Below are 21835 nucleotides of genomic sequence, written 5' to 3'. Positions count from 1 at the left end.
CAGGGTTGATGAATGTCATTATTTCGTTTTGATGAGGATGAGGGCTATGTCTACTTGCTCTCTCATCCAGTGGAATCCGGATTTCCGGCGAGCTCGTCTCAATTGATTGAGATGATTGAGGAGTCGCCATATGCGGATTTTGAGATCATTCATGCCAATATAGGCCAATTATTTTCCGCAAGTGAGGCACCTGAGCAGGACTCGTTAATTGTGGCTCGCGCTATCGATGCGTCTATTTCTGTGCGTATTGAAGAAGGTAATATGCTTGCCGAAGCGAGAGTAACCACAGCCCGAGGCGGTAAGTTGGTTTGTATGAACAAAGCCAAACAAGCATTAAAACAAGCTGGCATTAAAAAGGGTGTCAGTGGTAAAGCTCTCGATAATCTGCTTGGTCAGCAGTTAGAACTCCCTTCTGGACACACCTACAGCGGTATTGTCGCACATGGACAACGTGCCAAAGATGGTAGCGACGCGCGTTTTGTGCGTTTGTGTATGACAGCACAAGATAGAGTGCTTAGCCCACAAGAGTCGAGTGGTGGCAAAGTCGATATGCGTAATTTAGGCGCTATCATCACCGTAAAACCGGGTAGCCCATTGATGAAAAAAGTCCCGCCAACTGAAGGTGAGCCAGGTTATACCGTGTTTGGCGATGTGATTGAGCCAAAACCGGGTAAAGATGCGCCACTTGAGGTGTCAGAAGGCACCAAGCTTGACCCTAATGACAAAAACTTACTTATTGCCGATTCAAAAGGTGTGCCGGTAGCCGTTCCTCGTGGTATGCGCGTTGATGATGTACTGTGCTACGAAAACATTGATGTGACGACTGGGCATGTTGAGTTTGATGGTAGTGTGATTGTAAGTGGTGATATCAAAGATGGAATGCGCGTTAAGGCTTCAGGAGATATTACCGTTATTGGTTTTGTGGAGTCGGCTATTCTTGAAAGCGGCAGTGCGGTTACGGTTATGCTTGGTACGATTGGCCGTAAACGCATCGAAGGTGAACCTTTTTCGTGCTCAATTACAGCAAAGCGCAGTGTTTCTTTAGGTTATGCGCAGTACTGTCACATTGAGAGTGAGCAAGACATTTTGATTGAACGTCAAGCTCTGCATTGTGATTTAGCCTCCAAACGTTTAATAAAAGTAGGCAAAGGTGAGACCCCAAGAGGTAAATTGGTTGGCGGTAATGTTTTGGACGCCATGCGTATAGAAACGGGTGAGCTTGGGGCGCCATCTGGCACAAGAACACGTATTTCATTAGCCCAAGACTGGGACAGTTTGCACGAGAAGCACCGCGAGCTGGTAGAGCTAGAAAAGATGCTAGCCTCCAAGATCATTGATATTAAGCGTGCGATGAATAAAGCGCAGGCGTCACCGCTATCTCAAAAGCGAGAAGCCTATCTTGCCAAGTTGCAGCATAGCGAAGCGCAGATCAACAAACATTATGGCCGTAATCAGCGTAATATCCGGTTAATACAGCAAAAAATACATCGCTTAGCACGCTTGAGTCGAGTCACTGTCAATGAGTTGATGCATCCTGGGACTGAAGTGAAAATAGCGAAAGATACTAAACTGTTTTCGCGAATTTACCCGCCTAATTTCGTTAAACTACATGAAGGTAAAATCATGCAACAGTTTACGACTGCCAAAACCGCAGAAATAGCGTAAAACGAACACTTACAAAAATGCCAGCTGAATTTGCTGGCATTTTTATTATTCGGTGTCGGTTGTTGACTCGACTTCAGGCTCTGGTTCAGGTAAAGGCCAGCCACCTAATGCTTGCCACCTGTTGACTATGTAGCAAAAGAGCTCTGCGGTGCGCTCTGTGTCGTAAAGTGCGCTGTGTGCTTGACTGTTATCGAACTCTATACCCGCTGCACGACATGCTTTTGCAAGCACCGTTTGGCCTAGAGCAAGCCCTGCAAGTGATGTGGTATCAAAGCTGACAAATGGGTGAAAAGGTGTGCGCTTTATCTTATTACGCTCAATAGCTGCATTTAAAAAACCGTGATCAAAAGCGGCATTATGGGCAACGACAACGGAGCGCTGGCAGCCTGCGGCTTTTTGAGCTTTACGCACAGCTTTGCAAATTTCTTTCAGCACTTCATCTTCTGCAACTGCGCCTCTGAGTGGTGAAAATGGATCAATGCCATTAAATTCAATCGCAGCTTGCTCAATATTTGCACCTTCAAAAGGCGCAACATGAAAGTGTACTGTCTGATCTAAGCTTAATACCCCGTCATCGTCCATTTTTAACATACTAACGGCAATTTCTAGTAGGGCGTCAGTATCTTTATTAAAGCCAGCGGTTTCCACGTCGATAACTACAGGAAAGAAGCCGCGAAAGCGTTTTGAAAATAGCGTTTGCTCGGTATCAGACATAATCTTCTTGGTTTGTGAAATTTAGCGGCCTATTATACTGATACCTCGACAAGAAGCGAGCAGCTTGTGAGCGCTTAGTATGGTACATTTATTGCTTAACTCTAAATAGCGCGAATTGGTAGAGACAAACTCTAGTTTTTAGCATGTTGAGTGCGTGTAGATTAATGGTTGATGTTGTGAGGTGTGGGGTGATCAAGTTATATAAATCAGTAGGTTGGGTTGGTATATCGTTATGCGCCATTGCCTTTAATAGCGAGGCTGCAATGCGGCAATACGCTGCCGAAGCTGATTCATCACATTGGAATGTTGACCAAAACAATCGTTTGAGCTGTGCGCTTAACCATGAAGTTCCGTATTACGGTGAAGCTATATTTTCAAGTAACGCCAGTAAAAATAAAGATTTAACCTTTAACCTCGATATGATGGTACGTCCTGAAAGTTACGATTTTGCAGGGCTTGAATCGGTGCCTCCGCTTTGGCGAGCCGGCAAACCGGCAAGAAGTATCGGCCAAATGAAATTGCTGAAAAAATTTGACGGTGAACTTGAAAATGACGTCGCGTGGCAGTTGCTGACTGAGCTTGAAAAGGGCTACTTTCCCACTTTTTATTATAAAGATTGGCACAACGACGTAGATAAAATCTCAGTTTCTTTGTCGTCAGTGAACTTTAAACAGGCATATTGGGCGTTCTTACAGTGTCGCGATAATTTGCTACCATACAGCTTTGAAGACATTGCTTTTACAGTGATGAACTACAAGAAAAACTCCAGTGAACTGACAAAGTCGTCACGCAAACGTTTAGATATGATCGGCGAATATCTTAAAAATGATCCGAAAATTGAGCAAATTTATATTTCGGCTTATAGCGATAGTTACGGTGGCCGTGATACCAACCTGAGATTGTCAAAGAGACGTGCCGAGGCGATTAAATCCTATATGGCGAACTTAGGGGTTGAAGAGAGTAAAATTATGACTGATGGCTTTGGCGAAAAGCGCCATATTGATACCAACGACAATGCCATTGGTCGTGGTAAGAACCGTCGAGTCGTGATCCAAATTTCAAGACCTTGATGTTGGGGTTTTTTGTAGTTGGTTATGGGTTAGTTGGGTTGTCGGTTATTGGGTTAAGTTGTCGGCTTAAAAGCCGACCTACGAGCCGACCTACGGTGCTGATATCGGTTTTATTCTAATACCGCACTACATGATGCTTTTAATGCATTGGCATGGCTTAGCTGATTGTGATAAGCGATGGTAATAGGCTGCGCGGTGTTTATCTCATAAGCCAGTGCTAAATCTAACTCTACGCTTTTACTTTGCCCGGCATTTAGGGTCATAAATTCATTGGCTGAGGGGGCGAGTCGTTTCGCCATGGGTCCTTGATAATTAAGCTGCTTACCATTTTGTGTCACCTCTAAAAATTGGCTCCACCAGCCTTCAAAAGGGGTATGCCAAATTAGAAACTTTTCATCATTATGGCCTGCGTTGGTAAAAGTGAAATTAACGGGGTAGGTCATACCTGAGTCAGAGCCCTTACTTACACTGCATTGGATGTTACTCTGTGCATTCATCGTTTCCTCTGATTTGGTGGTTGGGGCGGTGTCGTTGCAAGCTTGGAGCAGCATAGCAGCGGTGATCATCATTAGGGGTTTCAACATACTGTTTTTGAGCCTGTTGCCACGCTCATTCCTTTTTTATTTTCAACGTAAATACTTTGCACTATGCTGAGTATTACAGCCGAATAACGAATCGCATACTCTCATGACTAAAAATAATAACAAAGAGTTCAATTCTTTTGCATCGTTTTACCCTTATTACCTTGCGGAGCACAAAAACAAAACTTGCCGTCGTTTGCACTTTATCGGCTCAACCTTAGTGCTTTTGATTTTGCTCTTTGCGCTGATTTTTACACATTGGTCTTTATTATGGTTAATGCCAATCGCGGGTTATGGTTTTGCTTGGGTGGGACATTTCTTTTTTGAGAAAAATAAGCCAGCGACATTTCAATATCCGCTGTATAGCTTGATGGGTGACTGGGTCATGTACAAGGATATTATCCGTGGTAAAGTACCTTGGTAAAGGAGACTCGGTAGATAATAAAAATGAATGTAAAACAAAATGTTATTGCCATGAGTTGTGCCGCTTTACTGGCAGGCTGTCAAAGTGTGTCGGCCACTGGCACGCGCACGTTGGCAACTTTTAGTGTAGATAATACCCAGTGTTACGACCGCAAGACGCAGCCTAGTTCTTTTGCCGTTGATTCCCACCACCATTTTCAACCATTTCGCGGAGATGCAGTCCCGTTTGATAAGCTCGTTACTTGGGCGGAGCGTGCGGGAGTGGTGTTTATCAACGTTTATGGCATTGGTCAAACTTACGAGCGAAAGGCTGATTGCTTTGGTGAGCGTGGGTGCTACAGCCAGTTGATTTCTCCCAGCATTCAAAATGACTTTAAAAATGCGAGCAATTATCTTAAATATGGCGCAGATAACGTGCATATTACCTTGTCTATGACCTTTGCTGACTTACACAAACCAGAGACTATTTTGCCAAAAATGACACTACTTGAAGATGAGTTTGGTGACTTATTTCGTTGGATGGGAGAAGTGAATTTAGTCAAAGCGGCGCATTTTGGTAACGGCCATCAAGCGGTAGATAAAGAGACTATCGCCAAGTGGCAGCCGTTTATGGCAGTGTTAAAAGCAAAGCGTATTCCGCTTGCACTGCACGCTGATTTAGGCGAAAACAGCGCGCCACTTAAATACTTACCGTTGCTTGAGGAAGTGCTAAAGCGCTATCCAGAAAACGATATTATTTGGATGCACATGGGGGTCTCAAAAGAGTTAAGCCGAATTGATCCTGAGCTACACATAAGCACCATGGAGCGGTTATTCTCCCAATATAAAAACCTAAAGGCCGATCTGTCATGGCGAATTTTGTACGACTATTATTTTAGCGACCCGAAAATTCAGGGGCAGTATGTTGAATTTATTAATGCCCATGCTGAGCGCTTTTTACCGGGCAGTGACTTCGTCGCCAGTAAAAATAAACGCTTTTTCGATTATTTAGAAGAAGTCGATATCAATAGTCGAATTCTCGCCGAACTTGACGACAACGCCTTTCGCCGGATCGCCTTAGGTCAAAACTATTTTTCGCTGTTAGATTTACCTTATCGTGCGCCAGAGATTTGTGTTATAGCGTCTCCTTGAGCATGGATAGCACATCGTTTACGTCTAGTTTCATCACTTTATCGGTGTTCGCGAGCAATTGATCCGCAAGGTCTTTTTTATGGTGATGAAGCTCGACAATTTGTTCTTCAATCGTGCCTTTGGCAATTAAGCGATAAATAGTAACGGGGCGTGTTTGTCCCATTCTATGTGCGCGGTCTGACGCTTGCTCTTCAACCGCAGGATTCCACCAAGGATCCATGTGAATAACGTAATCTGCTGCGGTAAGGTTCAAGCCAGAGCCTCCGGCTTTGAGGCTAATTAAAAATACCTCGCCTTCACCTTTTTGAAAGGCATTCACGGCCTGCTGACGAGCTTTGCTTGGCGTGCTGCCATCTAAATACTGAAACCGGATCCCGCGTTTTTCCAAGCGAGCTTTGATAAGTTGCAAGTGGCCTACAAACTGACTGAATATAAGTGCCTTGTGATTGTTCTCTTGCAGCTCGGTCAGAAGCTCATCCAATGCTGCTAATTTCGAGCTGGTTATCTGACTTTCTGCCATTAACAGTTTTGGATGACAACAGGCTTGGCGCAAGCGGGTTAGTGCTGCCAGCATTTTAAAGCGTTGTTCATTGGCACTGTCTTGTTGTGTTGACTGCGAAATTTCATCAATGGCGTTTTGGCGCAGCGCTTCGTAAAAAGTTTGTTCTTCTTGGCTCAATTGAATTGGTACATTGATCTCAGTGCGAGGTGGCAATTCGGTTAATACCTGATGCTTCATACGGCGCAAAATAAAAGGCTGGATCAGGTGTTTGAGTCCTTTACGGGCACGGTGTGCCGCTAGTTTATCTTCATTGGCGTTTTCAATGGGAGCGGAAAACTTTTCGCTAAAGCGTTTGAGATTACCGAGCAACCCTGGGTTTACAAAACGAAAGAGTGACCAAAGCTCGGTGAGGTTATTTTCTATTGGGGTCCCTGTGGTGATCAGCTTAAACTTGCCTTTGAGCGCGCATGCGGCTTGAGTACGCTTTGCTAAAGGGTTTTTTAGCGCTTGGGCTTCATCGGCGACAATGGTTTCAAAAGCGATAGGCTTTAAGATATCAACTTCGCGCTGTAGCAGGCCATAACTTAATATCACACAGTCCAATGGTTGCAAGTTGCCCAGCATCTCAGCTCTGGCATCAGAATGTGGATAGTCAGAAAAGAGTTTCACCGACAAGGTTGGAGCGAATTTTTGGATTTCTTGTTGCCAGTTGAAGCAGACCGACGTCGGCGCGATGACAAGCGTCGGGCCGACATTGGCTCGGGCCAATATTATCGCCAGCGCTTGGATGGTTTTACCCAACCCCATATCATCGGCAAGACACGCACCTGCACCCCAATGGGCCAGTCGCATAGCCCAGTCAAATCCCGCCAGCTGGTAGTCGCGCAGCTCGGCTTGTAATGTTGAAGGAAGCGTTGGAGTCAATGCGACGGCTTGCTGCATTTTTTCGTTTTGCTCTTCCCAGGCCGGCAAGGTTTTCATCCGCATTCCAGTGGTGGCTTCAGCAATTAAAGGCGCAGCTAGCGGGTGAAATTTTCCGCCTTCGGTCGCGTTATTGAGCTGTTCAAGTTGCGCTTTTAACTCACTTGAAAGGGCGAGTACTTGCTCACCGTCCAGCACAATAAAGCGGCCATTGCTAGTGGCAACCATTTTCAGAAGCTGTTTAAGTTCGATAACTTGGTCATTACTTACTTGTAGCTCGCCGGTCATGTCGAACCATTCATTTTTCTTGCTCATGGCAAGTTGCAAATGTTGGCTTTCGAGCTTGCTACTGAGCTTAACCTTTTTGCCTTTAGGCCATCTGAGCTTGAGTGCCATAGGGCAAGGCTCTTGATTAATCACCAGCTCAAGTTCTTGCAGTACCTCTAGCGCTTCATCCATTTCGGCTAAACTTAAACGATTATCCGTCATCTCCAAAAATAGCGGGCAGTGCGTATCTAACTCATCCAATCTTTGCTGCTCAAGTAACAAGTTTCGGGTGGTGGATAAGCGCTTACCATCAATTTCGGCGCTGACAGTGGCAATACCGTGCCCGGGATGAAAAATCGGTCCCTTTTCGCCAAAGGGCATAGCCACGCAGTGAAAATCGAGGCCTTGATGATAAGGTTGAATGTTAATAACAAGCGCTGATTGTGCCTCGATACTATCCAGCCCTGTATCTATATCAGCTAAATCAGACTGTACGTTAAGATAAGGTGCAATGGCTTTAATACTCGACAGCACCTTTTGTTTTGCACTGGCTGGGACGGTTAATCCGGATTCACCAATAATCTCGGCGACCTGTATATGTGATTGGTTAAACACAATAAACTCGTAGTGATGTTCAGCTTGCTGAATAAATGAGTAGGTTTGCGGTTGACCAAAATAGCTAGGTAAATTAGGAATAGAGAGTAGCAGGTCGTCGCCATGTTGACGGATGTGTAATTCGGGAGATTTCTCGGCAATGGTAATGGCTTGTTTTAAGTCGTCTTCATGGTATAGGTTGGTGGCGCCGATAGCGGCTTTTAACGCGGGAATTCCAGCAAGGGCATAGTCCGCACGACTATTGTAGCCATAACCTGACTGTGGTGCGATGGCATCGATCAGCTTTTTATCAGACTGGCTGATATAACTAAATTTCTCGGGGTGCTGTTTCAGTTGTTTGCAGGAAATTGGCTTACCTTTTCCCCAGCCTGTTTTACCTCGTTTTTGCTCGCGTGCTAAAAATTCAATATCAAAGCGACCTTGCCTAATTTGCCAAATCAGGCGAAATTGCTCGTCAACTTCTTGGCTGGTATTTGCGTTCGGGTTTAGCGCAATAAGCTTATCCAGTGCCAAATCCCATGCCGTCTTTTTGGCAACGAGATGGCTAATATTAAGTTCGGGATTAAACGCAAGTGGGTATTGCTCACCGTGCTGCGCTAGCATCAACTGCTTTGCAAGCCCGGTAAAAAGAGGTAAAGAGAGACACTCAAACGTTGCGATGCAGTCGTCGAGACTGGCAAGCGCTTTGGCATCTAAACTTTGATTACACCAAAAGTGTGCAAAGCAGTCGAGCAAGCGACCTAGGTAATAGTCAAAAACATGGGATTTCTTCAGGCTTGAATAATTTAAATGGGTGCTGCTGTAGGTACTGTTTTGCGACAAGCTTTCTGCGCAGTATAACAGTACATTATTGGCAAAGAAGTTGTTATAAGGTGCTTTGCTGTCTTGGCTTTCAAACTCAAGCTGTTGAGAGAGGGTGTCAAATAATGCGGCATCATGGCTATTGGCTTGCTGCAATAACGCCAATTTATGAAACAAACCCAGTGTTCTACCTAGGTACTGTTTTTTACGTTTGGTGATTTTGTCTTTGGCTTTTAGTGCTTGTTCAAAACAAACGATAAGGTCGTCGTGTTGTTGTAAAAAAGCAATGCTTGCCATGATTTGTGCACTATAAGCGGTTTGGATATTGGCTACCAACGCCTGAGCCTTATCCAATTGCAGGGTATAGATTTGATATTCTGCTAATAAACAGGTCAGTAGCGGGCTTTGTGTCTTTGCTTGAACTTGTGCGAGTATTTCAAGTGCATAACTGATGCTGTGACCACCCTGTAGTAAGGTATATAGCAAGGTTGCAAAAGCTTGATATTGCAAGTCATCAGCAAGCGCCGAAAATCCTTCAACTGAAAAAGGATAAAAATATAGTGGTAATAGCACTTGATTGGTCTTATGACACACCGCCTGTGGGTCTTTCGCCAGTCCTAAATGGTTGCGGGCTTTTGGCAGTTGATTAATAAATAAAAAATCTCGAATGAGTCGCTGTTCATCAGCAAATTGGCGTTCCCATTCATAAGCATTCAGTACAGGGATAAACTCTTCTGCGGTGTTAAGGATTGCTAAAAACTGGCCGTCAGCCATGACTCGATGGCTTAAACTGGTCGCGAGCTTTAGGTTTATTTGCACTCCATCTTCGTTGAAAGTCACTAACCCGTCTGAGCGCCACTTCATAATTTGGCTATGACTTACACCTTGTTCAAAGTCATTTTCAGGGATGATCTCTTTTGCCACGAGCGTTTGAACTAGGCGTTTGAGCTTGATTGCTGAAACTGGTTTATAGACGACCGCCAGCACACTCAACAGCGTTTGCTCGTGAACAGGCAGGTTATGCACTTGATTGATTAGCGCTGTGATTTCTTCGTTAATTGCTGGTGGAAAGTCTAAATTCATCGTTTGGTCGTAGTGTTCAATTTAAGACACTGAAAATTACCATAATTTAGTCTGAACTGCCACGAAGACAAGCAAAGTCAAAGTCCGTCTTTGGGCTGTGGTGGCTCATTCAATGCACTGAAAACTAGTACTATATAGGTGAACTATCATGAGGGTAAGTAATAAGAAAGATAGAGAGGTGAGGGAGGCGATGCCTCCCTTTTTGTTAGCCTAGCATGTTATACAGTAATGCAGAAACCGCCAGCAAGCCGACGAATAGCACAAAATAAGTGCCAATGTGGCTTTTATACTTTTGTAATGCCGGTACTTTAAACACGGCAATGGTTGGCATGATAAACAAGATCATCGCAATGATTGGGCCTGAGATAGCTCCCATCATGTCCAAAATACTTGGGTTTAATACGGCGCATACCCAAATAGCAACAAACATAAATACCACGCCTAGCTTGTCAGCAAGTTTGTAGCTCATGCTCGTTTGCTTGGTTGCAAGGCCGTTAAAGCTTTCACGTGCACCAAGGAAGTGGCCTAGGAAAGATGAAGTAATCGCGATAAATGCCACAAGCGGGCCAAGCATTTCAATAAACGGATTGTTATATACGTTAGCTAAATAGGATAAAACAGACACATTCGCTGATTTTGCTTCTTCCATTTGCTCTGGTGTTAAAGAGAATACGCAGGAGAATACGAATAGCAAAACAAACACTATCAACATAATAGAGGTCGTACGAAGGATCGCTTCTGATTTTTGAACTGCCTCGCTTTTGTAGTGACGACGCTGCACGTTGGCAAAGCTAGAAATGGCGGCTGCATGGCTAAATGAAAATACTACGATAGGTACGGATAGCCAAAGCAGTTCGGTTAAGCTCGCAACATCAGGCGTGCTTACCACTGGCATTTGCCAGTTAGGCACTAAATAGAGTGACAAAAACAGTAGTACCCCAACCAACGGGTAAACTAAAATAGCAAAAGCGCGCAGGAGCAGCTTTTCGCCACCGAGCATGATGGCAATCATCCCGGCAACGAGCAAACCAGAGAGTAAAATGCGAGATGGCGACTCAAAGCCAAGCTGATTGACGATAAAGCTGTCAACCGTATTGGTTAAACCAACACCATAGATAAGCAAAATAGGGAAAATAGAGAAAAAGTAAAGTAAGGAAATTAAACGGCCAGCACCTGCGCCGAAATGTTCTTCTACTACATCCGTAAAATCAGCGTTTTTTTGCTTTGATGAAAGGACGAACCGGGCTAATCCTCGGTGTGCTAAATAGGTCATAGGGAAGGCAAGCACGGTCATGATAACGAGTGGCCAAAAGCCGCCAATACCAATGTTAATTGGCAAGAATAAAATACCTGCTCCGACCGCAGTGCCAAATAAGCTTAATACCCAATGTGTGTCGTGTTGTGTCCAGCGCCCATTGTCGACGGTATTCATCTCCATCGCTGCTTCAGAGGAATTACTCATATACTTGTTGTCCTGGATTTAGAATTATAATCGAGCGCATCATATAAAAAATGACGAAGTGTTGCATGTATAAACCGTCTACTCCGAGGAGTTATGCGGTGAATAACGCTTGTTTGGCTAAAACTTGCACAAGGTGTGGCGGGTTCTTAATCGGTTTTTGTAAATCTAAGTCTGCAAATGTTCTTAATTGTTACCACTGACAATGAATTGCTAGCCGACTTATAAATAAATTTTTATTCTAGTTTGCAAAGAGAATTAAAATAACCAAGTGGAAAAGTATGTTCAAGCTAAACTCTCTATTGCTCGCTTCAACTTTGTTGGGGAGCTTTGCTGCTAATGCAACGATTGTTGAATTTCAAACGTCTCATGGTAGCTTTCAGGTCAATCTATTTGATGAAAGTACTCCGAAAACCGTGGAAAATTTTTTGAAATACGTAGATAACGGACGCTATTCTGATACAGTAATTCACCGCGTTATTCCCGACTTTGTTGTACAAGGTGGCGGATTTAAGTATGAAGGTAATATCCCTCTCGACGGTATCAATACTTACGGTGCCGTAAAAAATGAGCCCGAGTGGTCAAACGTAAAGGGCACGATTGCCATGGCAAAGTTGGAAAACAAGCCAGACAGTGCGACTAGCCAATGGTTTTTTAACTTGGTCGACAACAGCAAAACTTTAGATGCCAAAAATGGTGGCTACACGGTGTTTGGAGAGGTTACCGGTAATGGTATGGAAATATTAGAGGCGATAGAAAAAATTCCTCGCTGCGGTAATGTGCCATTAGTTAACTTTACTGATGAACAATGCAAGGATAATAATAGTGAACCAGGTGCCGCTAACTTTGTGACGATAAACGCAATTACGGTTCTAGATGATGACCCTAAATCAGCACAGGGTCTTAGCCCTAAAGCAAATACCTTGATTGATCAAGTGCCTGATAAGCCTTCAACTGACTCTGATTCATCTGGCGGTTCAATGTTTGCCAGCCTTATGTTGCTGGCTGGTATTTTCGGTCTCAGACGTAGATTTCATAGGTAACCAAGTCACTTTGGTTGCAGATGCTAACAATAGCATCACAGTCCCTAGTTAACCTGATCTCAGGTTAATAACTTGGAAGCGCACTTCGGTGCGCTTATTTCTTTATTATTAAGTTATTCATCTTCGCCAAACAGAGCAATTGCTTTTGTCGTCAAACTATACTGATCACGGCCATCCGTTTGGATAAGCCCTTCATTGAGGTGAGTGGTTACAACATCTTCGAGTAGGTGTTGATCCGCATGTGGGAGTGAAAAAGTGTGATGATTGATATCACACGATTCTGGAAAGCTTGCTTTCAGCTTAGACAGCAACATTATCGAATACATATTCTGTAAACGTTCCATAGCCGACCCTTTTATTATTCCAATTTTTGCGAGAACAATCCTAACAGTAAAATTGTAATTCTGTCTATTTTTTGTTCTTTTTTATATGGTGATGAGTTGCACTATTTTTGGTTTTCTGCAGGTGGGATATGCTTTCGTAGACTAAACGAGCCAACATACGGTTTGTAAGTTGGCCCGATTAGTGTTTAAAGTTTGTGAGCTACTTTTGGTTACTTACTTCAGTCACACTCTTCGCCACTTTCAGAGGTGCATAGAGGGCTTGCAAACAAAAACCCCCAAATAAAATCCGTTTGCAATACGTCTAGCGTCGCTTTGTCGTTGTTATTATAGAACCACTCTGATTTAGGCACATTGTGAACGCTTTGCTGGTAGCCAAAGTCACTTAGCTGGCGCTCGAACACACTAAGTTTGAAAAAGTCAGCGGTCTTGACTTGCTTTGTTTCGCCATCTGCGGTGATCTCTTTCATAACCTTGTGAACCCCAGCTCTAGAATGGCAGCTAATACAACTAGACTGCTGCATAAAACCACCTTCTGTAATAGAGTTGCCAAGTAAGGTTGAATGTCCCATGTGATCCGTAAAGTTGACCTGAGAACCTTTGAGCCTAAAGTGACTCCAAGCGCTATCTTCAGGATCCGGTTCATGTTCACTCGTACTTTGACCTTGGGCGATACCGGTATTCTTCAAAAGCGCTCTTAAAGAAGCGCTCATTTCTTCTGCTTCGTATTTTAAATCTCTGTTGTAAACAATACTTGGAGAGTTTAATTCATCGCTTCGTTGTTTTGGACTGACGTAATTGAGTCCTACATCATCTTTTGATTCTGCTTTTCGATTAAAACCGAAGGCATCATTACACCCTGTGAAATCACACCGACCAAAATTGTCGACATGTTCAAAGGTGGTCCAAACCCATTGTGGGATGTCTTTTGATGAAATATGAAATGCTAAAAGATAGTGTTTACCAACGATATCGCAGAAATTTTCTGGTTTTTCTTTGGCATTACATGAAGTTGGGTCTTTATCTTCGGCTAGGCAAACGGATGTTTTCAGTGTTTTGGATATATAACGATTAGTATCTTGTGGGTAGCCCAGCTCGGTAGCAAATTCATGATATAACCAGTTGCTCTTTATCATGATGGCATCAGGGGGAAGATCGATAGTCGATAGCTTTGCTTTAGTCGCTGTAGTATCTTGCATGACGGATTGATTACGGCTATGAAATGGTGCATTTTTCTGCTGATTCTTGTTATTATTTTCGAATACATCAAGCACACCATCAGCGTTATATAAGTTGTTTCTGAATAAATAATCGTGGAAAGGTAAGTTGCGTACAGTCACCTCAGAGTTTATCTGCCGAATAATCCTGCCTTTACTTTCATAACCCGACTTGGGGATCAGCACTCGTTTGACATGTTCAACTTGTGCAGGTGTACAGATGTTTGTACCTGTGATTTCACCATGCGCTTTTAGGTTTTTGTTTCTCATTGCTGACAGCACTGAGGGTCGGCCTGTTGGTATTAACTCTGAGTGTTCACTAAGAAGTGATTGCGCTTCTTTATCCGAAAAGTGATTTAGCTTTTTGAGAGTTCGAGCATATTGTTTTGCAGGGAAGGTTGGGCAGTGTTCTTTGTTGTTACTTGCACTGCCAGGTGTGCAGCATTTATTTTTTGCCGGAGATTCACTCTCGCTACACAGCGGGTAGGGGTATTCGGGCCAATTAGCTCTTTCTTCTGCCCAGTTTGACCAAAATCTATCATTAACAACTTGGGTGAATAACTGCCAAGAAAATGCATCGGGGCAGGTCATTGCAGGGTTTGTAACATTTTTTCCATATTGATATTTTTTATTTGTTTTGCTGTACGTGAGCTCGCAAAATTCAGCATCGCGAATATCAGCATTAAAGTACATAGAGTAGTCTATATCGTTGGGAGTTCTGGTGTCTTCACTTTGTGCTGCAAAGCAGGACAATAAGCAAACGGCGACGACGGGAATAGTATATTTCATGACGGCTTCCTTACAGGGTTTTATCACCATAAGGTTAGAACGAAATGCCGAACTTACTAATTACATAAGATTACACCGCTTAGGTGCCTTTATGAACGGGTAATTTCTACTATTTATTTGGGTACTAAAGGACAATATTTTGCCATTGACTTGATATGCCTACCCAGTGGTTAAGCAGGCATATGATTGGCGATAAATTAAACCGCTTCGGCTGCTTTTTTCGCAAGGTATTCGTCATAGGTACCTTGGAAGTCAATGATTTGTCCGTCTTTGATTTCCCAAATACGCGTCGCGAGTGATGAAACAAACTGACGATCGTGCGATACGAAGAATAACGTGCCTTCGTATTGTTCAAGTGCCAAGTTGAGAGACTCAATTGATTCCATATCCATGTGGTTCGTTGGTTCGTCCATTAGTAGGATATTTGGCTTATGCATCATGATTTTACCAAATAGCATACGACCTTGCTCACCACCTGAGATCACCTTAACTGACTTTTTGATGTCGTTTTGAGAGAACAGCATACGGCCTAGGAAGCCGCGCACAACTTGCTCATCATCGCCTGGTTGCTGCCACTGCTCCATCCATTGGAAAAGGTCGAGGTCTTTTTCAAATTCGTCAGCATGATCTTGCGCGTAGTAACCAATGTTGGCGTTTTCTGACCATTTATATGCACCTGACAGTGGTGTTTGGCGGCCTGCTAGGGTGTTGAGGAGGGTGGTTTTACCCACGCCGTTTTCACCGATAATCGCGACCTTTTCACCAACTTCAACCAGTGCGTTTAAGTTTGAGAATAACGTCTCTTCATAACCTTGTGATAAAGACTCAAGCTCAAGGGCATTCCGAAATAGTGGTTTTTCTTGCTCAAAGCGAATAAATGGATTTTGACGACTTGACGCTTTAACTTCTTCCAGCTGAATTTTGTCAATTTGCTTAGCACGAGATGTGGCTTGTTTTGCTTTTGATGCGTTTGCAGAGAAACGCGAAACAAACTGTTGTAGCTCGGCAATTTGCGCCTTTTTCTTCGCGTTATCTGAAAGCAGGCGCTCGCGAGCTTGTGTTGCCGCAAACATGTACTCATCGTAATTACCAGAGTAGATTCGCAGTTCACCATAGTCGATGTCCGCCATGTGTGTACACACTGAGTTTAGGAAGTGACGGTCGTGAGAGATGATGATCATAGTACAATCACGTTGATTCAATACGTCTTCCAACCACTTGATAGTGTAGATATCCAAGTTGTTAGTTGGTTCGTCTAGGAGCATGATATCTGGCTCTGCAAATAATACCTGTGCTAGCAGCACACGTAGTTTCCAGCCTGGAGCAACCTCAGACATTAGGCCATAATGCTGCTCGGTTGGAATACCAACACCGAGGAGTAATTCACCGGCTTTTGCTTCAGCGGAATAGCCATCCATTTCAGCAAATTGCGTTTCAAGATCGGCAACACGCATGCCGTCTTCTTCGCTCATTTCAGGTAATGAGTATATGCGATCGCGTTCTTGCTTGATTTCCCACAGCTCTTTATGACCCATGATCACCGTGTCTACAACCGTATATTGCTCGTAGGCAAATTGATCCTGATTTAGCTTAGCGATGCGCTCGTTTGGATCGTAGTTTACGTTACCTGCACTTGGCTCAAGCTCTTTGCTTAGGATTTTCATAAAGGTGGATTTACCACAGCCGTTAGCACCTATTAGGCCGTAGCGGTTGCCGTCACCAAACTTAACGGAAATATTCTCAAACAGTGGTTTTGCACCAAACTGCATAGTGATGTTGTTACACGAAAGCATAAATTTGACTCATTACTTACAATTGCGGCGATCCTAACATTTATGGGTGACAAATGATGTAAAAAGTTTGGCTAACTCACAGATTACTTTTGTAGTCGAAATAGCAAAGGTCTGGCCGTTAAAAATGCACCGTCAAGAGACTTTTTATTTACGATATTGTTAAGCTTTATTTACTAATTTAGTGGTTAAATGTTAGTCTATTCTAATTCAAAAGGGTGATTTGCAAAACTAACTTTGGTGAACAAGGATGAGAATAGTTGAAGAGAAACATAATTGGTTGATTGACCAACAAATCGATGAGCTGGAAGTTTTACCACCCCATACCACAACAGCTCATTTACCGTCAGAAATTAGAACGCAGCTAAAGCCTCATGCCAGTGATTGGATAGTATTGAGACAAAGACATAATTGGCGCCATGTTAAGCGTGACGAGTTTACTCGCGTTTTTATAAAGACTAAAAAGGGCTTACAAAGTGTAAAGTCTGGTAGCGTTGCCGATTCTAGAGAGCAACTCATCATCGTCAAGCGCAAGTCCTATTTCAAAGCCGAGAATAGAAACAACGCCTTTGCAAGCAATGGTGGGATTGATCCTAATCAGCCCATTGGCGGATATCAATCAGACCAATTAACATCTTTCGATCAGGTATTGGCCTCTATTAACGTCGATAAATCACCCGAGGTGGCTGAAAAGCGCATATTAGTGTCGCTGGAGGGGGAGTTGGCGGTGAGTTTTGTGATCCAAGGCGCTGATACCCCCACGTTGTCGAGAGCCTCTGAAGGGGCAACGCAAACGCCTCTCGTATTCGGAAAGTTGAGTGAAGATGGCAGCTATAGCCTAAAAGCAAAAATCCTGGGGGTGCCGGAGCAGGTGCTTTTTAATAATGTGCCATATGCTGACTTACTTGATATAGAAAAAGTAAAAGCACTTAAGATTGGCGCTGAGGGCGGAGTGCAGCTGATTAAACACAATGTTTCAGGCGAGGGCAATGTACACCTACATTTTATTAGCGAGTCTCCGAGCATCGGGATCTTCTTTGATGGTACAGGCAACAATAAATACAACGATATTTTGGACCCCTTTGATGATAAAGAGCCGACGAATATCGCTAAGCTCCATGAGTTGTATAAAATGGATGATAAATTTCATTTTAAACACTATGTCGAAGGCGTAGGCACTAAGGCAGGAGAAGATAATAGTACAATTGATTTAGCCGTTGCCTACTCATTTGATGAAAGGTTGATAGAGGCGATTGATTTAATCGAAACTTTCGTTAAGAGTAAAAGCTCCATTAGCTTATGCAACACGATTTTACTTGATTGCTTTGGATTCAGCCGTGGCGCAGCGGCAGCAAGAGCGTTTGTTAATCTGATCAATGAAATGAGAGTAAAGCAAGATACTAAGTTAGCGAATAAAGAGGTGGTATTTCGCTTTGTTGGAATTTTCGATACTGTCGCTTCGATAGGAGGGGATGGGGATAATTATCATGGTGAACTGTATGCTAAAGATGAGTTAGAGAAGGCAGCTAGACTCGATCTTAATCAAGCCAGTGCAGGGGCTGTGTATCACTTAACGGCTTGGGACGAGCGGCGTGATAAATTCCCACTAAGCTCATTAAAAAATAAAGATGGTAGCTTGTTTTCTAACCATAAAGAAGATTATCTGCCAGGCGTTCATTCTGATATTGGAGGCGGGTATGCCCCTATCAGTATTGATATTGAATATCCTTTAAAGCGCATTCGTGGCATTCCAGGTGAGCCACAGCATGAAGCAAAAGTACAACAGGCAAAATTAGCAATTGAACAGAGATATCAGTGGCCAGGTATTGACGTAGATATGGTCTATCGCTTTAAAAGACTAAGATATGGCGCTAGTCGCTCGGGAAGAGACAAGGATATTTACACCACATATCGGCCCGTTTGGAGGCGTAAAATAGATAATACCCTTGCCCATTATGGACTTCACCAAATGTATAACGAGGCGGTGCAACATGGCGTTCCGCTAAAAGAAATGGCGCGTCTTCAAAGTATCTACCCCTATGAACTTAGCAACGAGGTCGCAACTTTGGTACCAAAAGCGCTTAAAGCTGGGCCAACAAGCCAAGCTTGGCAGAAGTTATACGAGCATTATATTCATATTAGTTCTCGGTTTACGGGATTTACGGATAAACTGGCTCACGGTGAGGAAACAAAAGCAAAGTACGTGACTGAAAATGGACAAAGGGAAATGTTTTACAATAATGCAAAAGCGCTACCGCAGGTGCAAGTGTGGAAAGCGTATAAAAATGGAAATAAATCAATTTGGAGAAAAGGATGATCAATAAGCTCTATACCGTTTTAATGGCAGTAATGCTGCTTTGTAGCTGCTCTTCAAGTACAGAATTGGTTAAGTTGCGGATAGGTGTATCTGCCTATGAAAATAGTGACCTAATGGTTAAGCTAGTGTTTGACGACAAGTTTTCTCCACCAGCAGGCTCAATAGGTTGTTGTTGGGGTAATGCTAATGCAAATAGTACGTTTTGGGGAGCTGAAATCCCGCATAAAGTGAAAGCACAATGGTGGGATTATAAACAAGGAAGGCATTACAACGCTGAGTTCAGTGTACAACGTGATAAAGCATACAAAATCGCAAAAAACCTGCCTAGTATTACCTTCCACACGGGAGAGGTAAAGGAAGATCTTGTCCCTCAGATTATCTTTGGTTTTGGTGAAAAGGGTGAGCTAAAAATGTGGATCTCTAATGCTCCATTTGATGGCGTGGAAGGGCGGATTTTAGAAGAAATTGGTTCAGCACAAGCGACTTGGGAGCCTTTTGAATTAACCGATGAGATGTTTAATTAGCTAAGAAAAATGTCCACTATTTATGCAGATAACAGTAAAGTAGGAGAGTACGGCAGCGAACCGTTTTTTGGATATTAGGCTTACAAGAGGAGAGTTTTATCACTCTTCGTCTACCCGATATGTTAAACAAAGTGATCGCATCGAGTTAAATTGTAGTTCGATTTCTTGCACTAGTGCGCTCGCGTGGCTTGTGCAAGAAAGTGGCTCGCCGACAATGACGTCGCAATTAAATGGCACAAATAAAGCTTCTCCTTTGGGTAAAGAGCGGCCAAGTCCATGCATCATAATGGGGTAAACGAGCACTGGCTTACAATCGCGAGTGAGATGAAAAATACCTTTCTTTAACTGCGTCATTTTTTCAGGTTCACCACGAGACCCTTCAGGAAAAAAAATCAAGATTTCACCTTGCTTTAACGCTTTATGGCATTGTTCAAAGAGCTGTGTTTTGCGTGTAACTTGCTTGCGATTTAGAGGAATGATCCCAATAACATGGAGTGCAAACCAAGCGATATATCTGTTGGCGAGAAAATAATCTGCAGCGGCTACTGGGCGTATCTTATGTATCATCCTTAATGGAAACAAGCTCATTAATACTAGGGTATCCAAATGGCTATTATGGTTTGGCGCGAGGATAGCAGGCCCATGTGTTGGTAGCTTATTGCGATTAACAACGTTGAGCCCTAGTAAAATTAAAACTACTGGCTTAATAATCATCCCAAAAAACAGTATCTTTAAAACGCGTGCAAGCATAGTTTAATAGTGCAGATAGTAAAGGTAATGGAAGAATAGTGGTGAAGTGTAGAGTAGGCTGTCCATCCTATCTAAAATGCCACCATGGCCGGGGAGCATGACCCCAGTGTCTTTAATTTGTAAATCCCGTTTAACACTTGAAATAACTAAATCACCAAAAAAACCAGTAACAGCTATTAGGACCCCTGCGCCTGCGCCTTGTAAGGTCGATAGTGGCGTGAGTGCAGGGGCAACAAAACAAGACAATGTGGCAGTAGTACAGGCGCCACCAATAAAACCTTGCCATGTTTTGTTGGGGCTCACTTTTGGGATGATTTTATGCTTACCAAGCAGCTTTCCCCAAACGTATTGGCAAACGTCGTTAAATTGAGTAGTAAACAGTAAATACAATACCAGACCAATGGCACCCGCCTCACTGTTTTTGACCGGCAAAACTAACAAGTAGCCAAGGTGACTAATAGAGAAAACACACAACATGACGGCCCAGTTAAGGATCCCTGCTGACTTTATGAATCCTTTTGTATCACCGATGAGCACCATTCTAATAGGGATAAATAGAAAGATATAAACAGGAATAAAGATAATAAACATGCCATACCACTGAGTTGCAACCCAATAGTATTGCAGTGGGATACTCAAATATAGCCAAAAAATAGCGCGTCTATCGGTTTGCCGTCCTGGCACAATGGACAAAAACTCTTTTAATGCGAGAAAACTTAAAAAGCCAATAAAAGCAAGTGCGAAATGTATGTTGGAGGCTAATACGACAAAAAAAGCGCCAATTATCCACCACCAAGATTGGATCCTGAGTTTTAATTCTTGATGATCCGTATCTCGTTGTATTCGGCTAATAACTAAATAAGCAAGCGTTGCGGTGATTAAGATGAGTCCTACCAACGCCATGGCATACAAAGAATGATCAGGGACGTTAAACATCGTGTTTGCCCTCAAGGTATTGATAGGCAAGGATAGCTCGTTTAAATAACGTGATGAATGAACCGACGCTAATAATAAGTAATGACGTGTATAACACAGCCCCTTGTTGCCAGAATAGAGGCTCTATAGTTGTAAAAAGGCATGCAAATGTAAGTAAAGCCATTCGGTGTTGTTTCGCCATAGGCCCACAAAAATTGGCAGGAGCCCCTGTACTCGTTGCTAAGGTTCTGACGTAAGCGGTCATAATTGCAAGCGTTGCCGCACACCAAGCAATATCTATTGCGTAACTAAATTGAGGGACTGCATAGCCCACAGCAACAATGATGAAAGCATCAGCAAACCTGTCTGGCATATCGTTAAACAGTTCACCAGATGCGGTACTTTTCTCACCTTCCATGGCGACCATACCATCGAACAGATTACACAATAAGCGAAATTGAATACATATGGCAGCAAGTAGAGGCAAAAGCCAAATGAGTAGTCCAGAAGACAGTGGTAACAAAACAAGAGAGATTGCTGAGCAGGCTGCAAACAGCACGCTGAGTAATGAAATAGTGTTAGGAGTGATATTTTTATTGCTAAGCCATTTGGCGACGCGCTGAGCATATGTGCTTGAGCGTACCTTGAGTGGACGCCGACTTGATTTGTCTTCCATGATTTCCTTTTCCTTAGAATACGCATTCTTCAGCTCTTTTGAAGAGTGGATGATCTTTGTCGTTGTACCGAGCCAGTATAAATGATCTGTGATAGGTCAACAAGGTACTACATATTGGGTTTAGCTTTAACACTTGAGATGATGTAAAGCGGAGAGATTGAAGAAGAATATTTACATTGTTTTATTAAATTCCACCGAAATAAATTGCTATTTGGCACTATCTTGGGTCACATTACTGACC

General features: G+C 43.2%; 17 protein-coding genes. 7 read left to right on the top strand and 10 right to left on the bottom strand.

All coding sequences use genetic code 11. From position 1 onward, the window contains the following. Positions 1–12: 12 nt before the first annotated feature. Positions 13–1665: a FapA family protein gene (locus L1D50_RS06530; RefSeq protein WP_128727814.1), complete on the top strand. Its 1653-nt coding sequence runs from the start codon at positions 13–15 to the stop codon at positions 1663–1665. Positions 1666–1710: 45 nt separating this feature from the next. Here the strand turns inward: L1D50_RS06530 and rnt are convergent, their stop codons facing one another. Continuing rightward, entirely contained in the window at positions 1711–2379 is a 669-nt protein-coding gene (rnt, locus tag L1D50_RS06525) for a ribonuclease T (protein ID WP_128727813.1), read from the bottom strand. Between the two features lie 164 nt (positions 2380–2543). Here rnt and L1D50_RS06520 point away from each other — a divergent pair, with 164 nt between their 5' ends. Next, positions 2544–3449, top strand: a complete 906-nt coding sequence (locus L1D50_RS06520) for an OmpA family protein (RefSeq protein WP_128727812.1) — start codon at positions 2544–2546, stop codon at positions 3447–3449. Between the two features lie 110 nt (positions 3450–3559). On the opposite strand, the gene L1D50_RS06515 is transcribed toward L1D50_RS06520, so the two are convergent. After that, entirely contained in the window at positions 3560–4018 is a 459-nt protein-coding gene (locus L1D50_RS06515) for a DUF5067 domain-containing protein (RefSeq protein WP_239965727.1), read from the bottom strand. Positions 4019–4136: 118 nt separating this feature from the next. On the opposite strand from L1D50_RS06515, the gene L1D50_RS06510 reads away from it, so the two are divergent. Further along, positions 4137–4454, top strand: coding sequence for a DUF962 domain-containing protein (locus L1D50_RS06510; RefSeq protein WP_128727810.1), 318 nt, complete (start codon positions 4137–4139; stop codon positions 4452–4454). Between the two features lie 23 nt (positions 4455–4477). Beyond that, positions 4478–5584, top strand: coding sequence for an amidohydrolase family protein (locus tag L1D50_RS06505; protein WP_239965726.1), 1107 nt, complete (start codon positions 4478–4480; stop codon positions 5582–5584). Here L1D50_RS06505 and L1D50_RS06500 read toward each other — a convergent pair. Continuing rightward, entirely contained in the window at positions 5568–9773 is a 4206-nt protein-coding gene (locus L1D50_RS06500) for a DEAD/DEAH box helicase (protein ID WP_239965725.1), read from the bottom strand. The two genes, L1D50_RS06505 and L1D50_RS06500, sit on opposite strands and share 17 nt — an antisense overlap. Positions 9774–9978: 205 nt before the next feature. Beyond that, entirely contained in the window at positions 9979–11235 is a 1257-nt protein-coding gene (locus tag L1D50_RS06495) for an aromatic amino acid transport family protein (RefSeq protein ID WP_239965724.1), read from the bottom strand. 278 nt (positions 11236–11513) lie between these two features. On the opposite strand from L1D50_RS06495, the gene L1D50_RS06490 reads away from it, so the two are divergent. Then, entirely contained in the window at positions 11514–12275 is a 762-nt protein-coding gene (locus L1D50_RS06490; protein WP_239965723.1) for a peptidylprolyl isomerase, read from the top strand. 113 nt (positions 12276–12388) lie between these two features. Here L1D50_RS06490 and L1D50_RS06485 read toward each other — a convergent pair whose 3' ends face one another. The 3 genes from L1D50_RS06485 to L1D50_RS06475 all read right to left on the bottom strand — a co-directional run bounded on the left by L1D50_RS06485 (position 12389) and on the right by L1D50_RS06475 (position 16415). Continuing rightward, positions 12389–12619: a hypothetical protein gene (locus L1D50_RS06485; RefSeq protein ID WP_128727805.1), complete on the bottom strand. Its 231-nt coding sequence runs from the start codon at positions 12617–12619 to the stop codon at positions 12389–12391. A gap of 218 nt (positions 12620–12837) precedes the next feature. Continuing rightward, positions 12838–14622, bottom strand: coding sequence for a hypothetical protein (locus L1D50_RS06480; protein ID WP_138521849.1), 1785 nt, complete (start codon positions 14620–14622; stop codon positions 12838–12840). A gap of 197 nt (positions 14623–14819) precedes the next feature. Continuing rightward, positions 14820–16415 carry an ABC-F family ATPase gene (locus L1D50_RS06475; RefSeq protein ID WP_095727709.1) on the bottom strand — a complete coding sequence of 532 codons (1596 nt, stop codon included), beginning with the start codon at positions 16413–16415 and terminating at the stop codon, positions 14820–14822. 247 nt (positions 16416–16662) lie between these two features. Between L1D50_RS06475 and L1D50_RS06470 the strand changes: the two genes are divergently transcribed. Both L1D50_RS06470 and L1D50_RS06465 read left to right on the top strand, forming a co-directional pair. Further along, a complete protein-coding gene (locus L1D50_RS06470; protein ID WP_239965722.1) occupies positions 16663–18729 on the top strand; it encodes a DUF2235 domain-containing protein in 2067 nt (688 codons plus the stop codon). Further along, positions 18726–19253, top strand: coding sequence for a hypothetical protein (locus L1D50_RS06465; RefSeq protein ID WP_239965721.1), 528 nt, complete (start codon positions 18726–18728; stop codon positions 19251–19253). The genes L1D50_RS06470 and L1D50_RS06465 overlap by 4 nt, the downstream gene beginning before the upstream one ends. A gap of 99 nt (positions 19254–19352) precedes the next feature. Here the strand turns inward: L1D50_RS06465 and L1D50_RS06460 are convergent, their stop codons facing one another. From L1D50_RS06460 to L1D50_RS06450, 3 genes are read right to left on the bottom strand one after another with little or no spacing between them, the layout of a single operon-like run. Continuing rightward, positions 19353–19967 carry a lysophospholipid acyltransferase family protein gene (locus L1D50_RS06460; protein WP_239965720.1) on the bottom strand — a complete coding sequence of 205 codons (615 nt, stop codon included), beginning with the start codon at positions 19965–19967 and terminating at the stop codon, positions 19353–19355. A gap of 39 nt (positions 19968–20006) precedes the next feature. Then, entirely contained in the window at positions 20007–20939 is a 933-nt protein-coding gene (locus tag L1D50_RS06455; protein ID WP_239965719.1) for a phosphatidate cytidylyltransferase, read from the bottom strand. Beyond that, the gene (locus L1D50_RS06450; RefSeq protein ID WP_239965718.1) at positions 20932–21594 is read right to left on the bottom strand and encodes a CDP-alcohol phosphatidyltransferase family protein; all 663 of its coding nucleotides are present in this window, start codon (positions 21592–21594) and stop codon (positions 20932–20934) included. The genes L1D50_RS06455 and L1D50_RS06450 overlap by 8 nt, the downstream gene beginning before the upstream one ends. Positions 21595–21835 lie beyond the last annotated feature (241 nt).

Source organism: Pseudoalteromonas sp. Isolate6 (genome assembly GCF_022398435.1).
In the GTDB taxonomy this organism is placed as follows: Bacteria; Pseudomonadota; Gammaproteobacteria; order Enterobacterales; family Alteromonadaceae; genus Pseudoalteromonas; species Pseudoalteromonas galatheae.
This window is presented reverse-complemented; position numbering and strand designations above follow the sequence as displayed.